This is a genomic window from Sphingomonas sp. ACRSK, from assembly GCF_022346685.1.
Taxonomy (GTDB): domain Bacteria; phylum Pseudomonadota; class Alphaproteobacteria; order Sphingomonadales; family Sphingomonadaceae; genus Sphingomonas; species Sphingomonas molluscorum.
In genome coordinates this window covers 20,707-35,359 of sequence record NZ_JAKRNR010000022.1, presented here as the reverse complement: position 1 = coordinate 35,359, position 14,653 = coordinate 20,707, and the positions used below count along the sequence as shown (strand labels likewise).

The window sequence follows — 14,653 nt, the reverse complement described above, 5'->3', positions numbered from 1 at the left end:
CTGTACGGCAAGTTGCGCCGGCGCCAAAGCGCCGATGTGGACCGGCGAGCGCGCGGCTCTGGCGTGGCGGCCGGCCAGCCTCTATCGCCGGGGCATGACGCACATCCTCCTTACCGGCAGCTCACGCGGCATCGGCGCCGCGATCGCGGGCGCGCTCGATGCGCCGGGCCTGCGCGTGATCGGCCATGGCACCGCGAGCGGCATCCCGGCCGACTTCTCCGATCGTGCCGCGCCCGCGCGCCTGTGGGAGCAGGCGCTCGAGGCGCTCGACGGGCGCATCGACGTGCTGGTCAACAACGCCGGCGTGTTCGAGGCGACGCCGCTCGAGCTGCCGCACGCCGACTGGGTCGCCGGCTGGGAGCGCACGATGCGCATCAACCTGACGGCGGCGGCCGAGCTCTGCCGGCTGGCGGTGCGTCACTGGCAGGCGCGCGGCACTGGCGGCCGCATCGTCAACGTCGCCAGCCGCGCCGCCTATCGCGGCGACAGCCCCGCGCACTGGCATTATGCCGCCGCCAAGGCCGGCATGGTGGCGATGACCAAGACCATCGCGCGCGGCTATGCGGCGCAAGGCATCCTGGCGTTCGCGATCTGCCCCGGCTTCACCATGACCGGCATGGCCGACGACTATCTGGAGAGCCGCGGCGGCGACACGCTGCTGGCCGACATTCCGCTGGGCCGAGTCGCCATGCCGGAAGAGGTGGCGACCGCCGCGCGCTTTCTGGCGCTGGAGGCGCCGCCGTCGATGACGGGCGCGGTGCTCGACATCAACGGCGCGAGCTACGTGCGTTGAATTTGTTCGGTACGGGCCCGCTCCCTCACCCGGCCACCCGACGCCAGTATCCTATGGGTGGCCGGGTGGGGGAGCGGGCTGGTGCCGCCATGGTCCGGCACCGCCGGACCGCCAAGAAGGACTCCCATGCCTAGCTGGAAACTGACCCTGCCGTGCACCCGCGCCGAGGCGGAGGCGATCGACGCCGCCGAGGACCTGGGGCTCGACTCCGCGCCCGTGCTGATGACCACCGAGGACGTCGAGGACGATGCCGAGCGCTGGCACCTGGACGCCTATTTCGAGGTCGAGCCCAATGACGCGGCGATCGCGGCGCTGCAGGCGCTGGTGCCCAGCGCGCGGGAACGTGCGCCCGCGATCGAGCAGCTGGACGACGAGGACTGGGTGACGATGAGCCAGGCCGGGCTCGAGCCGCTCCACGTCGGCCGCTTCTATGTCCACACCGCCGCCCAGGACGCGCCGCCGCCGGAGGGCGCCCGCGTGTTCCGGATCGAGGCGGGGCGTGCGTTCGGAACCGGGCATCATGAGACCACCAGCGGATGCCTGGCGATGCTGGACGGGCTGGCAGGCGAGCGCTTCACCGACGTGATCGACATCGGCACGGGCACGGGCCTGCTCGCCTTTGCCGCGCGCGAGCTCTGGCCCGAGGCGCGGGTGCTGGCGACCGACATCGATCCGGTCGCCGTCGACGTCACGCGCGAGAATGCGGAGGTGAACGCGGTACCGGGGATCGACCTGGTGGTCGCCGACGGGGCGCTTGCCGATGCGATCACCGAGCGCGCGCCCTATGACCTGCTGATCGCCAACATCCTGGCGGGGCCGCTGGTGTCGATGGCGCCGGAGGTGGCGGCGATCGCCGCGCCGGATGCGACGGTGGTGCTGGCGGGACTGCTCGGCCGGCAGGCGAGCGAGGTGATCGGCGCGTACACGGCGTGCGGCTGCACGCTGGAGGCGCGCGACGATCGCAACGACTGGACGATCCTGCGGCTGCGCGCGGGCGCGGAACGCTATGTCCCCACTGCGCCGATCGATCCGGCCGGGCGCGACGGCTGGGCGCTGGACATCTGACCGTCAGCCCGCCCCTGCTCGGCCGCACCGGGCGCGGCCTGCTGCGCCTGCTGGCGTGGCTGGGTGCGCTGGTGGTCGGCTATGGCGTGGCGGGGCTGGTCGGCGGCGCCTTTGCGCTCAACCGCGGCTGGGCGCCGCCAGAGGCGGGCGTGCGCGTCTGGGTCGAGGACAATGGCATCCACACCAGCATCATCGTGCCGGCGGCAGAGGGGGTGGATTGGCGCGACCTGGTGCAGCCGCAGGACCTGCGCGACCCGCGCTTTGCCGGGCACAGCCACCTGTCGATCGGCTGGGGAGACCGCGCCTTCTACATCGGCACGCCGACCTGGGGCGAGCTGAGCCCGAAGACGGTGCTGCGCGCGGCAGTCGGCAGCGAGGACACGGTGCTCCATGTCGGCCATCTCGCAGAGCCCGTGGAGGAGGCCAGCGTGCGCTCCGTGCTGCTGCGGCCCGAGGAGTATCGCCGGCTGGCCGGCTTCATTCGCGGAAGCTTTGCAGTGGGCCCGGACGGGCGCGCCGGAAGCGAGCCGGGCTATGGGCGGTCGGACGCCTTTTACGCGGCGCACGGCCGCTACAGCGCGATCCGCACCTGCAACAGCTGGACTGGTGAGGCGCTGCGCCATGCGGGCGTGCGCATGGGGGCGTGGACGCCGTTTTCCGCAACGGTGATGGCATGGCTACGGTGAGGCCGCCGCTGGGGCCGCCGCCGCTTCGCCACACACTGGTCGAATGGCCGCGCGCCGCCTGGGGCGTGGCGCAACTGGCCATCGGATGGCGGGCACTAGTGACGGGCCAGGGCGGCGACGGCCGCCCCGTGATAGTTTTGCCCGGGCTGTTCAATTCCGACCGATCGAACCTGGTGATGGTCCGCTACCTCACGGCGCTCGGCTACGGGGCGAGCGGCTGGGGGTTGGGGCGCAACCTGGGCCGCCGGACGATCGGTGCGGAGGGTGAGCGGCTGTTCGCGCGCGTGGACGAACTGGCCGAAAAGGCAGGTGCGCCCGTCACGCTGATTGGCGTCAGCCTAGGCGGGATCATGGCGCGGCTGTCCGCGCACCGCATGCCGGGCCGGGTGCGGGAGGTGATCACCGTCTCCTCCCCCTATGCGGGCCCGGCGCGTGCGACGCGGGTGTGGCGCGCCTATCAGCGGATCACCGGCGACCGGATCGATGCCGCGGAAACGCTGGCGCTGGCGGAGCTGGTGCGAAGCCCGCTGCCGGTGCCCGCCACCGCGATCTGGAGCCGGAGCGATGGGCTGGTGAACGGGCTCGCTTGCCGGAGTGAGGACTGCCGCGCGATCGAGATCCGCAGCAGCCACCTGGGCGTTCAGCTGCGGCCCGACGTGCTCCGCGCGATCGCCAGCATCCTGGCGGAGGGCGCCGCTCAGTAGGGCTGGTCGCGCTGGATGCGCTCCGCGTCTTCGCGGGCCCGCTTTTCCTCCTCACGCGCGCGCTTCTCTTCCTTGCGGCGCTGGCGTTCTTCCTCCGCCTGCTGCTTGCGTAGCTTGCGGCCCGCGTTGCGATCGGCCTCGTCCTGGCTGGTGGTGGTCCAGTCGACCACTTGCGATCCGACGCGCACCGGCGCGGTGGCGACGTCCCAGGCGGTTTTGGCGACGCAGCCGCCGGCGAGCAGCGGCACCAGGGCCAGGGAAAGGATCAGGCGCGGGGACAGACGCATGGAACAGCTCCTCGTAGGGCGGCGGCGCGGCGAGGCGACCCTAGCAGCATAACGCCCGGGCGGCAGGGGCGATGCGGCGGATGGATCAGGCGGCTGCGCGCGCCTTTGCGACTGCCGCGGAAAGCCCTTCATAGCCGACCGCGCCGCTCAGCATCTGGTCGCCGACCACCCAGGTCGGCGTGCCGGTGACGCCGAGTTGCCCCGCCTGCTGCAGGTTGCGCGCGATCTCCTGCGCGATGGCCGGCGAGGCGATGGCGGCACGCGCGCGTGCGACGTCGAGCCCGGCCTTGGCCGCGGCGCGCGCGATCGCATCCTCGCCGAGATCCTGCTCGGCATAGAGCGCGGCGTGGAAGGGGCGGAACTTGCCCTGTTCGGCGGCGGCGAGCGCCCATTCGGCAGCGGTGCGGCTGCCTGGGCTCAGGATCGGCAGCTCGCGGTAGACGATGCGGACCTTGGGATCGTCGGCGAGCAGCTTGTCGATGGCAGGCAGGCTCGCGCGGCAATAGCCGCAGGCATAGTCCATATAGGCGACCAGCGTGACGTCGCCCTGCGGGTTGCCCGCCCAGGCGCCGGCGAACGGGGTCTCGATGCCGCTGCGGTTGGCGGCGACGGCCTTGCCCACCTCGCGCTCCTGGAGCTTCTGCATCGCTTCCGGCAGGATTTCGGGATGCGAGAGCACATAGTCGCGGACGATCGCCTCGGTGCGAGCGCGGCCGCTGCCGGGAAGGAGCGGCTGCAGCAGCGCGAAGGCGGCGGCACCCAGGAGCGCGGCAAGCAGCAGCGCGCCGAAGGCGAGGATAGGATTACGCGGCATCGGGGTCCTTATTGCGCGGAAAGGCGCCGGCGGTTGGGCTTGCGCTCGTCGAGTTCGTTCTGCGCGATCATCTGGATGTCCTGCGCGCGAAGCCGCTCGGAGCTTCCCTCGGGCAGGCCGGCGACCGCGGCGCGGGCGCTGGCGAGCGCCATCTGCGGCTCCCCGATCAGGCTCGCCCGCTCTGCCATGGCAAGCGCCACGCGCGGCTGATCGCCCTTGCGCTCGTAGATGGTGGCAAGCTGGGTCCAGGCGAACGGGTTTTCGCGATCCCGGCCCACCGCCTGGCGCAGCACCTTCTCGGCCTCCGCCAGATGGGCGGGATCCTCGGTCGCGATCAGTGCGTGGCCGAAGGTGGCGGCGATCAGCGGTTGCGCGTTGGTGCGCTGGGTGGCCTCGCGCAGCGGCGCGAGCGCGTCGGCGGGACGGCCGGACTCCAGGAGGATCTGCCCCTGGAGTTCCAGGAAATAGGGGTCGTGGGGCTTGGCCTTGACCAGCGCGGCGGTCTCCTGCTGCGCCTGATCGGGATAGCCCGTCAGGTGATAGGCATAGGCGCGGGCGTAATGGGCCGGGATGCTGTTGTCGCTCGCCGGATAGCGCCGCAGCGTTTCCTTGGGATCGTTGACGTAGCCGCGCAGCTTCGCCTGGACGCGCAGGAAGCGTTCCTGGAGCGCGGGATCGGTCGGCTTGCCCCAGGCGGGCTGCGCCTGAAGATCTGCGGTGAGCGCGCTGATGCGCTCGCCGCTCAAGGGGTGGGTGCGGTTGTAGCTGTTCTCCTGCGGGATCGCGAGGCGGTACTCCATGTTCTGGAGCTTCTTGAAGAAGGACAGCATGCCCGCGCCATTGACGCCGGCGGCGCCGAGATAGCGGGCGCCGGCGGCGTCGGCAGAGGTTTCCTGCGTGCGGCTGAAGGCGAGATAATTGCCGAGCGCGGCCTGCTGGCCGGCGGCGAGGATGCCGGCTCCAGCCGAGCCCGCGCCCGCGGCCACGGCGGCGACGCCGAGCAGCAGGCTGAGGATCGAGATGCTGGTGGCAGGGCCGGCCCCGCGGCCGGCGAGCGCGACATGGCCGCCGACGATGTGGCCGACCTCGTGCGCGACGACGCCCTGCACTTCGTTGATGTTGTCGGCTTCGTCGATGAGGCCGGAGTGCAGATAGACTGCCTGGCCGCCCGCCACGAACGCGTTGACGCTGGGATCGTTGAGCAGGACGACGGTGAAGTTCTTCGGGTCGAGCCCGGCGGCGACGGCGATCGGCCGCGCCATGTCGGCGAGCAGCGACTCGGTTTCCGCATCGCGCAGGATCGACTGGGCGGCGGCCGGCTGCGCGCAGACGAGGAGCGCGGTGGCGAGGCCTGCGAGGATGCGCTTCATGGCAGTCCTTATCGGCAATGCCGGCGCCAGGTTCAATGCCGGCAACGCGCTGCTGGCGATGTGCGGCTGAACCGATGGTGAAGCGAGCCCCTCCCGCCTGAGCAGGCGGGAGGGGCCGCGTGGGTCATGCGCCGAAGGTACGCTGCCACCAGCCGCGGCGCGGCGTGGCGCCCTCGGTCGCCTCGGACGAAGCGTCGGCCTGGGCGGTGTCGGCGTCCGTGTCCGCCGGTGCCGCTTCCGGCTGCGCGGCAGGCTCGGGCGCGGCCTCGGCTGCAGGCGCTTCCGCTTCCGGTGCCGCCTCGGCTGCCGGCTCTGCCTTGCGGCGACGGGTGCGCTTGGGCTTTGCCGGTGCTTCCTCGGCCGGAGCCGGGGTCGCGGCCTCGACCGGTGCCGGGGCCTCAGCCTCGGCGGCAGGCTCCGCTGCCTTGCGGCGGCGGGTGCGCTTGGGCTTGGGCGCCTCCTCGGCGGCGGGAGCCTCTACCTCGGGAGCCGGAGCCTCGACGGCTGGGACGGGAGCTGCCTCGACCGCTGCTGCCTCGGCAGGGCGTGCCGACGGACGGCGACGCGTGCGCTTGGGTTTGGCAGGTGCCTCTTCCGCAACCGGTGCCGGAGCCTCGGCGACTGGCTCGGCGGGGGCTTCGGCCGGAGCCGGTTCCGCCGCGGCCTCTACCGGCGCTTCCTCGGCAGGCGCGCCGGTCTCGACCGGAGCCTCGTCCTGCGCAGTCTCGGCCTCGCCCGCCGCTGCCGGTGCATCGCTGCGGCGGCCGCCACGGCGGCCACGACGACGCCGACGACGACCTTCGCCAGCGGCTTCGCTTTCGCCTGCGGGAGCTGCCTCGGCCTCACCGAGTGCCTCGACTTCGACGGCCTCGGTTTCCTCGTCGGCGTCCGCGGTGTCGGCACCGGCGTCCTCGGCCTCACCGCTGTCGCCTTCCTCGCGGTTGCGACCGCGGCGGCCACGACGGCGACGGCGACGCTTGCGGCCTTCGCCTTCGTCCTCGTCGCGGCGACGCTGCGGCTGTTCCTCGCGGGCCTCGGTCGCCTCCTCGGCTTCGTCCAGCTCCTCCTCGTCCTCGATCTCGTCGAGGAACTCGTCCTCGGGCAGCTCGAGCAGGGGCGCGATCTTGGGCGGATAGGCCGGCGGCGGGCCGGCGGCCTCGACCGTCATGCGCGCGCCCTCGAGCGTGCCGTCCGCCGCGACCTCGACGCTCACGCCGTAGCGATCCTCGATCTCGGCGATGTCGGCGCGCTTCTTGTTGAGGACGTAGAAGGCGGCTTCCTGGCTGCAGCGCAGCAGCAGTTCGGAGCCGCGGCCGCGAGCGGCCTCGTCCTCGATCATGCGCAGTGCCGAGAGACCCGCGGACGACGCGGTGCGGACCAGGCCCGAGCCCTCGCAATGCGGGCAGGTGCGGGTCGACGCCTCGAGCACGCCGGTGCGCAGGCGCTGGCGGCTCATTTCCATCAGGCCGAAGGCCGAGATGCGGCCGACCTGGATGCGCGCGCGATCGTTCTTGAGCGCCTCCTTCATCGCCTTCTCGACCTTCCGGACGTTGGACCCGTGGTCCATGTCGATGAAGTCGATGACGACGAGGCCGGCCATGTCGCGCAGGCGCAGCTGGCGGGCGATTTCCTGCGCCGCTTCCAGGTTGGTAGCGGTCGCGGTCTGCTCGATGTTGTGCTCGCGCGTCGAGCGGCCGGAGTTGATGTCGATCGACACCAGCGCCTCGGTCGGGTTGATGACCAGGTAGCCGCCCGACTTCAGCTGGACGACGGGGTTGTACATGGCCGCCAGCTGGTCCTCGACGCCCGCGCGCTGGAACAGCGGCACGGCGTCGGCGTACTGCTTCACCTTGCGCGCGTGGCTCGGCATCAGCAGCTTCATGAACTCGCGGGCCTGACGATAGCCGTCCTCGCCCTCGACGATCACTTCCTCGATGTCGCGGTTGTAGATGTCGCGGATCGCGCGCTTCAGCAGATCGCTGTCGCCATAGACGAGCGCCGGGGCGGTCGAGTGCAGCGTCTGTTCGCGGATGCCGTCCCACACGCGGGCGAGATAGTCGAAGTCGCGCTTGATCTCGGTCTTGGTGCGCTGGAGCCCGGCGGTGCGCACGATGCAGCCCATCGAGGGCGGCAGCTGCAGCTCGGACATGATCGACTTCAGGCGCTTGCGGTCCGACGACGAGCTGATCTTGCGGCTGATGCCACCGCCGTGCGCGGTGTTGGGCATGAGCACGCAATAGCGGCCGGCGAGCGACAGATAGGTGGTGAGGGCCGCGCCCTTGTTGCCGCGCTCTTCCTTGACGACCTGGACCAGCAGCACCTGGCGCCGGCGGATCACGTCCTGGATCTTGTAGCGGCGGCGCAGGTTCATGCGGCGCTGGCGCAGCGCGTCGACCGCGGCATCGTCGCCACCGCCGCGACGCTTGCGCTTGCGGCTGGAGGGCGCAGGCGCGCCTTCCTCGTCGCCGGCGTCTTCGCCCGCGTCCTCGTCGTGCTCGTCCTCGTCGTGCTCCAGCACGTCGACGTCGCCGTCCGCGTCCAGCGCGATCGCGTCTTCGTCGTCGTAGCCTTCTTCGTCCTCGTCCTCGTCGTCCTCACGGGCGCGCAGGGCGGCTTCTTCGGCGGCGTGCTCGGCCTCCTCGCGCAGCAGCGCCTCGCGATCCTCCTTGGGGATCTGGTAATAGTCCGGGTGGATTTCGGAAAAGGCCAGGAAGCCGTGGCGGTTGCCGCCGTACTCGACGAACGCGGCCTGAAGCGACGGCTCGACGCGCGTCACCTTGGCGAGATAGATATTGCCCTTGAGCTGCTTGCGCTCAGCGGATTCGAAGTCGAACTCCTCGATCCGGTTCCCTTTGACGACAGCCACGCGGGTTTCCTCCCGGTGGCGTGCGTCGATCAGCATACGCGTGGTCATTGAAAAGTCTCCGGGCGCGGCGGGCGGCCTGTGGCCGGCGCGGCGCGCCATGGGCGGCGCTGCCGGGCGGATCGGGATCCGCGGCGGCGCTGCATGGGTCGATGAATGCCTCTGCCGCACGGGCATGGCCGGACCGGTGGTCCGGGCCAAACGTCACCGACCAGCGTCCGCCTGTCGCGGTGCTGCTGGAACGGGACGGAACATGCCTCATGCGAGCGTCAACCTGGTTTCCCCGCTGGTCGGCGCAGATGCGGCGGGCGGGTGTGAGAGCGCCGGCCGTCGAGTGGACGACAAACGGCGTATTCGTTGCGTAGCATTGCCGTTGCGATGCGGCAACAGCGCGCTACGGCACCTGACGGCCGCACGTGGCTTGCATCGGCAGACAGGCTTAGGAAGACTTTAACCCGATGCTTTCACCATCGCTCGGGCAAAGGGGGTGCGCCCCCGGCAAGACTGCACGCGGACAACGAGTAGGCTTATGATTTCACGCTGGGCCGGGTTCGGACCCACCCTTCGCACCGCTGGGCTCTGCGCCGGCGCGCTCGCGCTGCTGGCGTCGCCACTGGCCGCAACCGCAGCGCCGCCGCCCGGTGGCGATGCGGCGCGGGCGCGGATGACCGTGCCCGCCGCCCGCAAGGCCGGGCGCTTGCCGCGCATCGAGGGGGTGGCGGGGCGGCCGCTGGTGGTGATCGATGCGGGTCATGGCGGGCATGATCCCGGCGCGCTGGCGTCCTGGGACGGGGGCCTGCGCGAGAAGGACCTGACGCTGAAGCTGGCGCGCGAAATGCGCGACCGGCTGCTGGCGTCCGGCCGGGTCCGCGTGGCGCTGACCCGCGACCGCGACGAGTTCCTGATCCTGCAGGAGCGATTCGGCATCGCCCGCCGGCTGGGCGCCGACCTCTTCATTTCGGTGCATTGCGACAGCGCGGAGAACCAGGGCGCATCGGGGGCGTCGATCTACACGCTGTCCGAAGTCGCCTCCGATCGCGAGGCGGCGCGCTTGGCCGCGCGCGAGAACAAGGCGGACATCCTGGCGGGCGTCGACTTGGCCGATGCCTCGGCCGACATCTCGTCGATCCTGATCGACCTGACGCAGCGCGAGACCATGAACGCTTCGGCAGGGTTCGCCCGCCTGTTGGGCCGCGAGGCCAAGCCGCTGGTGCCGCTGAAGCCCAACTACCATCGCATGGCATCGCTGATGGTGCTGAAGGCGCCGGACATGCCGTCGATCCTGTTCGAGACGGGCTACATCTCCAACGAGGACGACGCCAAGCGGCTCAATTCGGACTCCGGCAGGCGAGCCCTTGCCGAGAGCGTGCGGCGTGCGGTGGAGGTGCATTTCGCGCGCCGGCTCGCCGCGCGCTGACGCCCGGGTGGGACGGGTCGACCGTCGCCCCGCGGCCAAGCTGCTGGCACGGCGGTCCAAACCTGCTACATCGCGCGGCCGATGAGTGCCGCTTTCGATCCCGCGACCGCCCGCCCCGAACCCGCGCCCGAGGGCTGGCGCGCCCGCTTCCGCCGCATCCGGCGCCGCTGGTGGTTCCGCCTGCTCGCCTGGGCAGCGCTGCTCGCGGGCCTGGCGATGGTGGTGATCTGGTACTTCCTGATCCGCACCCTGCCGTCGGTGGAGGCGCTGCGCAGCTACGAGCCGCCGCTGCCCACCAACGTGCGTGGGATCGAGGGGACGCCGATCCACAGCTATGCCCGCGAGCGGCGGGTCGAGCTGTCCTATGCCGAATATCCGCCGCTGCTGGTGAAGGCGTTCCTGGCTGCCGAGGACCGCACCTTCTTCGAGCATCACGGCGTCGACTATCCCGGCATCGCCAGCGCGATGCTGACCAACCTGCGCAACGACGGGCGGCCGATCGGCGCCTCGACCATCACCCAGCAGGTGGCCAAGAACCTGCTCTTGAGCAACGAGGTGAGCTACGTCCGCAAGGCGAAGGAGGCGTTTCTCGCCTATCGCATCGAGGACGTGCTGACCAAGCAGCAGATCCTGGAGCTCTACCTCAACCAGATCGCGCTTGGCCGGAACGCGTTCGGCGTCGAGGCGGCGAGCCACGCCTATTTCGACAAGGACCTGGAGCAGCTGTCGCTGGCGCAGATGGCGTATCTGGCGATCCTGCCCAAGGGACCGTCCAACTACACGCCCGAGCGCGGCTATGATCGCGCCATCGCCCGGCGCAACTGGGTGCTGGGCGAGATGCTGCGCAACGGCTTCATCACCCAGGGGCAGCATGACGGGGCGGTCGCCCAGCCGCTCGGCACCACGCCGCGCCAGACGCCGCGCTTCGAACGCGTCGGCGGCTATTTCATCGAGGAAGTGCGCCGCCAGCTGCTCGGCCGCTTCGGCGAGAACGACAAGGACGGGCCGCACAGCGTCTATGCGGGCGGCCTGTGGGTGCGCACCTCGCTCGACCCGCGGCTGCAGGGCTTTGCCCAGGACGCGCTGCGGCGCGGGCTGATCCGGTACGAGTCGGGTCGCGGCTGGTCCGGGCCGGTGCGCCAGGTGGAGATCGACGGCGACCGCTGGCAGCAGGCGCTGCTCAACACCAACATCGGGCTGGACTATAGCGACTGGCGCGCCGGCATCGTGGTGTCGCGCGACAGCGGTTCGGCGGTGATCGGCTTCGCCGACGGCAGCACGGGCGCGCTGCCGCGCTCGGCCGCGCAGATGCCGGTGCGGGGCAAGGGCGGCGCTGCCTTTGGCGCGCTCAAGGCCGGCGACATCATCGCGGTGGCGCCCGAGGGCGGCCATTTCGCGCTCCGCTCCGTGCCGCGCGTCTCGGGCGGTATGGTGGTCGAGGAGCCGCGCACCGGGCGCATCCTGGCAATGCAGGGCGGGTTCGATTCGCGGCTGCAGGCGTTCAACCGCGCCACCCAGGCCAAGCGCCAGCCGGGATCGACCATCAAGCCGATCGTCTATTCGGCCGCGCTGGAAAAGGGGATGACCCCGGCGACGATCATCGCCGACGCGCCCTATTGCGTGGATCAGGGCGGGCGGCTGGGTACCAAGTGCTTCCGCAACTTCTCCGGCTCCTATGCCGGGCCGCACACCATGCGCTGGGGCATCGAGCAGTCGCGCAACCTGATGACGATCCGCGCGGCGGCGGCGACGGGCATGAAGAACGTCACCGACCTGATCCAGCGGCTGGGCGTGAGCGAAGGGCGCTATCCGTCCTACCTCTCCTATGCGTTGGGCGCGGGCGAGACGACGGTTGCGCGGATGGTCAACGCCTATTCGATCCTGGTGAACCATGGCCGCGCGCTGAAGCCGAGCGTCATCGACTTCGTGCAGGACCGCCATGGCAAGGTGATCTGGCCGCAGGACTGGCGCGCGTGCGACCGCTGCAACGCGCGCGACTGGGACGGCAAGGCGATGCCGCGGCCGGTGATCCGTTCGCGCCAGCTGCTCGACCCGCTGACCGCCTACCAGATGGTCCACATCACCGAGGGTGTCGTCCAGCGCGGCACCGCCGTCACGCTGCGCGACCTCGACCGGCCGATGATGGGCAAGACCGGCACCAACAACGGGCCGACCGACGTGTGGTTCGTGGGCGGCACGCCGCAGATGATCGGCGGCCTCTACATCGGCTATGACACGCCGCGGAACCTGGGCGGCTATGCCCAGGGCGGGACGCTGGCGGCGCCGATCTTCAAGGCGTTTGCGGTCAAGGCGTTCGAGGGGATGGAGAAGCTGCCGTTCACGGCGCCCGCCGGCATCCGCATGGTGCGGGTGGACCGCGGGAGCGGCAAGCCGGTCTATGGCGCCTGGCCGACGACCGATCCCAAGGCGTCGGTGATCTGGGAAGCGTTCAAGCCGGAGAGCGAGCCGCGCCGCCGCGCGCGCCGTTCGCGCGAGGGCGAAGGGGCGGCACCGGTCCAGAAGGCAGCGCCGCGGGCGCAGGCGGCACCGCAGGACAGCGATTTCTTGCAAAGGGAGGGCGGCATTTACTAGGGGCGGGGACGACCATCCTGCCCGAGCCGGCAGTTCCTTTTCTGACGATACATTGAAGCGCCGCCCTTGCGGCCCGAGATTCCCGGGTTCATCCGGGATCTTCGAAGGTGGAGAGAATTTCGATGCGCGCCGAAGCGCAAGCCCATGTCGACAAGATCAACGACGCGCTGGCGCTTTTGCGCCGCTTCCTCGACTGGGACCGCGCGCTGCGCCGCCTGGACGAGCTGAACGCGCGCGTCGAGGACCAGAGCCTGTGGAACGACCCCAAGGCCGCGCAGGAAGTGATGCGCGAGCGCCGGCGGCTGGACGAGGCGATCACCGCGACCCGCGCGATCGAGGCGGAGCTGTCCGACACGGTCGAGCTGATCGAGATGGCGGATGCCGAGGGTGACGCCGAGATGGCGGACGAGGGCACGCAGAGCCTGGCCCAGCTGGCGGAACGCGCCGAGCAGGACAAGGTGAAGGCGCTGCTGTCCGGCGAGGCCGACGCCAACGACACCTATATCGAGATCAACTCGGGTGCCGGCGGTACCGAAAGCCAGGACTGGGCGGGCATGCTGCAGCGCATGTACACGCGCTGGGCCGAGCGGCGCGGCATGAAGGTCGAGCTGATCGACTATCATGCCGGCGAGCAGGCGGGCATCAAGTCGGCGACGCTGCTGGTGAAGGGCGAGAACGCCTATGGCTATGCCAAGACCGAGAGCGGCGTGCACCGGTTGGTGCGCATCAGTCCGTACGACAGCGCGGCACGGCGCCACACCAGCTTTTCGAGCGTGTGGGTCTATCCGGTGATCGACGACAACATCGACATCGAGATCAACGAGAGCGAGCTGCGCATCGACACGTACCGCGCATCGGGCGCGGGCGGGCAGCACATCAACACGACCGACTCGGCGGTGCGCATCACCCACCTGCCGACCGGCATCGTGGTGCAGTGCCAGAACCAGCGTTCGCAGCACAAGAACAAGGCCGAGGCGTACAACCAGCTGCGCGCGCGCCTGTACGAGCGGGAACTCGCCGAGCGTGAGGCGGCCGCGAACGCGCAGAATGCCACCAAGACGGACATCGGCTGGGGCCACCAGATCCGTTCCTATGTCCTCCAGCCGTACCAGCTGGTGAAGGACCTGCGCACGGGCGTGACCTCGACGGCGCCGGGCGACGTGCTCGACGGTGCGCTCGACCCGTTCATGGCAGCGGCGCTGTCGCAGCGCGTGACCGGCGAGACCGTCGAGGTGGAGGACGTCGACTGATCGTGGGGCGGGTCTTGCCTGAGCTGGATAGGCGACGCACGGCATGGGCCGGGGCGGCGGCGGTGGGGGCGTGCGCCCTGCTGCTGGGCGCCTGCGACGCGACCGAGCCCAAGCTGCCCGAGCGCAAGTCCGAAGCGAAGGCGTCCGACTTCCCAGCGGCCGACCGGCCGGTGGCGACCATCGTGTCCGCGCGCTGGTCGACCGAAGAAGCGCGCGACCGGCTGAACGAGGCCGAGGAAGTGATGGACGGCGCCGGCATCGCCAAGGGGATGACAGTCGCCGACATCGGCGCGGGCGAGGGCTATTACACGATCCGCCTGACCCAGCGCGTCGGCCCGGACGGCCGGGTGCTCGCCGAGGACATCGTGCCGGAGGTACGCGACGCCCTGGCGCAGCGCGTGGCGCGCGAGCGGCTCGACAACGTCAGCGTGCGGCTGGGGAAGGCCGACGACCCGCGGCTGCCCGAGGCGAGCTTCGACCGGGTGCTGATGGTGCACATGTACCATGAGATCGCCGAGCCCTATGCGTTCCTGTGGCACCTGCGACCGTCGCTGCGCCCGGATGGGCTGGTCGTGGTGGTGGACGCCAACCGTGCAACGCAGAATCACGGCACGCCGCCGGCGCTGCTGCGCTGCGAGTTCGAGGCGGTCGGCTATCGCCAGGTGTCGATGCGGCCGATGCCGTCCGCGGGCGGCTATCTGGCGACCTTCCAGGCGGTGGGGCCGCGGCCGGAGCCGAGCGCGATCCGCCCGTGCCGGCTGAACAAGCCGGCGCCCAAGGCAGGCTAGGCTTCCGCACGCGCAGCCGCTACG

The 14,653-nt window shown here is 70.8% G+C and carries 12 protein-coding genes; 8 read left to right on the top strand and 4 right to left on the bottom strand.

The genetic code is table 11. From position 1 onward, the window contains the following. The first annotated feature begins 94 nt into the window (after nucleotides 1–94). The 4 genes from MHZ35_RS12880 to MHZ35_RS12865 all read left to right on the top strand — a co-directional run bounded on the left by MHZ35_RS12880 (nucleotide 95) and on the right by MHZ35_RS12865 (nucleotide 3,248). The gene (locus MHZ35_RS12880; RefSeq protein ID WP_239436020.1) at nucleotides 95–793 is read left to right on the top strand and encodes an SDR family NAD(P)-dependent oxidoreductase; all 699 of its coding nucleotides are present in this window, start codon (nucleotides 95–97) and stop codon (nucleotides 791–793) included. A 126-nt stretch (nucleotides 794–919) separates the two neighbouring features. After that, on the top strand, nucleotides 920–1,858 hold the full coding sequence (locus tag MHZ35_RS12875; protein ID WP_239436019.1) for a 50S ribosomal protein L11 methyltransferase: 939 nt from the start codon (nucleotides 920–922) through the stop codon (nucleotides 1,856–1,858). 71 nt (nucleotides 1,859–1,929) lie between these two features. After that, complete coding sequence (locus tag MHZ35_RS12870; protein ID WP_239436018.1) at nucleotides 1,930–2,544, top strand: TIGR02117 family protein; 615 nt, start codon at nucleotides 1,930–1,932, stop codon at nucleotides 2,542–2,544. After that, complete coding sequence (locus tag MHZ35_RS12865; RefSeq protein WP_239436017.1) at nucleotides 2,532–3,248, top strand: esterase/lipase family protein; 717 nt, start codon at nucleotides 2,532–2,534, stop codon at nucleotides 3,246–3,248. Before MHZ35_RS12870 ends, MHZ35_RS12865 begins: the two co-directional genes overlap by 13 nt. On the opposite strand, the gene MHZ35_RS12860 is transcribed toward MHZ35_RS12865, so the two are convergent. From MHZ35_RS12860 to MHZ35_RS12845, 4 genes are all read right to left on the bottom strand, one after another. After that, on the bottom strand, nucleotides 3,242–3,535 hold the full coding sequence (locus MHZ35_RS12860; RefSeq protein ID WP_239436016.1) for a hypothetical protein: 294 nt from the start codon (nucleotides 3,533–3,535) through the stop codon (nucleotides 3,242–3,244). The genes MHZ35_RS12865 and MHZ35_RS12860 overlap by 7 nt on opposite strands. 85 nt (nucleotides 3,536–3,620) lie before the next feature. Further along, entirely contained in the window at nucleotides 3,621–4,349 is a 729-nt protein-coding gene (locus MHZ35_RS12855; protein ID WP_239436015.1) for a DsbA family protein, read from the bottom strand. 8 nt (nucleotides 4,350–4,357) lie between these two features. Continuing rightward, nucleotides 4,358–5,719 carry a M48 family metalloprotease gene (locus tag MHZ35_RS12850; protein ID WP_239436014.1) on the bottom strand — a complete coding sequence of 454 codons (1,362 nt, stop codon included), beginning with the start codon at nucleotides 5,717–5,719 and terminating at the stop codon, nucleotides 4,358–4,360. A gap of 124 nt (nucleotides 5,720–5,843) precedes the next feature. After that, nucleotides 5,844–8,633: an Rne/Rng family ribonuclease gene (locus MHZ35_RS12845; RefSeq protein ID WP_239436013.1), complete on the bottom strand. Its 2,790-nt coding sequence runs from the start codon at nucleotides 8,631–8,633 to the stop codon at nucleotides 5,844–5,846. Nucleotides 8,634–9,111: 478 nt separating this feature from the next. Between MHZ35_RS12845 and MHZ35_RS12840 the strand changes: the two genes are divergently transcribed. The 4 genes from MHZ35_RS12840 to MHZ35_RS12825 all read left to right on the top strand — a co-directional run bounded on the left by MHZ35_RS12840 (nucleotide 9,112) and on the right by MHZ35_RS12825 (nucleotide 14,629). After that, entirely contained in the window at nucleotides 9,112–9,999 is an 888-nt protein-coding gene (locus MHZ35_RS12840; RefSeq protein WP_446741052.1) for an N-acetylmuramoyl-L-alanine amidase family protein, read from the top strand. A gap of 81 nt (nucleotides 10,000–10,080) precedes the next feature. Beyond that, the gene (locus tag MHZ35_RS12835; protein WP_446741051.1) at nucleotides 10,081–12,591 is read left to right on the top strand and encodes a penicillin-binding protein 1A; all 2,511 of its coding nucleotides are present in this window, start codon (nucleotides 10,081–10,083) and stop codon (nucleotides 12,589–12,591) included. A 122-nt stretch (nucleotides 12,592–12,713) separates the two neighbouring features. Next, nucleotides 12,714–13,841, top strand: a complete 1,128-nt coding sequence (prfB, locus tag MHZ35_RS12830) for a peptide chain release factor 2 (RefSeq protein ID WP_129341626.1) — start codon at nucleotides 12,714–12,716, stop codon at nucleotides 13,839–13,841. A 23-nt stretch (nucleotides 13,842–13,864) separates the two neighbouring features. After that, nucleotides 13,865–14,629, top strand: a complete 765-nt coding sequence (locus tag MHZ35_RS12825; RefSeq protein ID WP_239436036.1) for a class I SAM-dependent methyltransferase — start codon at nucleotides 13,865–13,867, stop codon at nucleotides 14,627–14,629. Nucleotides 14,630–14,653 lie beyond the last annotated feature (24 nt).

Coding starts and splice junctions, on each gene's coding strand:
- MHZ35_RS12860 (WP_239436016.1), bottom strand. CDS start 3,535: ATGCGTCTGTCCCCGCGCCTGATCCTTTCCCTGGCCCTGGTGCCGCTG.
- MHZ35_RS12865 (WP_239436017.1), top strand. CDS start 2,532: ATGGCTACGGTGAGGCCGCCGCTGGGGCCGCCGCCGCTTCGCCACACA.
- MHZ35_RS12880 (WP_239436020.1), top strand. CDS start 95: ATGACGCACATCCTCCTTACCGGCAGCTCACGCGGCATCGGCGCCGCG.
- MHZ35_RS12835 (WP_446741051.1), top strand. CDS start 10,081: ATGAGTGCCGCTTTCGATCCCGCGACCGCCCGCCCCGAACCCGCGCCC.
- MHZ35_RS12845 (WP_239436013.1), bottom strand. CDS start 8,633: ATGACCACGCGTATGCTGATCGACGCACGCCACCGGGAGGAAACCCGC.
- prfB (WP_129341626.1), top strand. CDS start 12,714: ATGCGCGCCGAAGCGCAAGCCCATGTCGACAAGATCAACGACGCGCTG.
- MHZ35_RS12850 (WP_239436014.1), bottom strand. CDS start 5,719: ATGAAGCGCATCCTCGCAGGCCTCGCCACCGCGCTCCTCGTCTGCGCG.
- MHZ35_RS12840 (WP_446741052.1), top strand. CDS start 9,112: ATGATTTCACGCTGGGCCGGGTTCGGACCCACCCTTCGCACCGCTGGG.
- MHZ35_RS12855 (WP_239436015.1), bottom strand. CDS start 4,349: ATGCCGCGTAATCCTATCCTCGCCTTCGGCGCGCTGCTGCTTGCCGCG.
- MHZ35_RS12875 (WP_239436019.1), top strand. CDS start 920: ATGCCTAGCTGGAAACTGACCCTGCCGTGCACCCGCGCCGAGGCGGAG.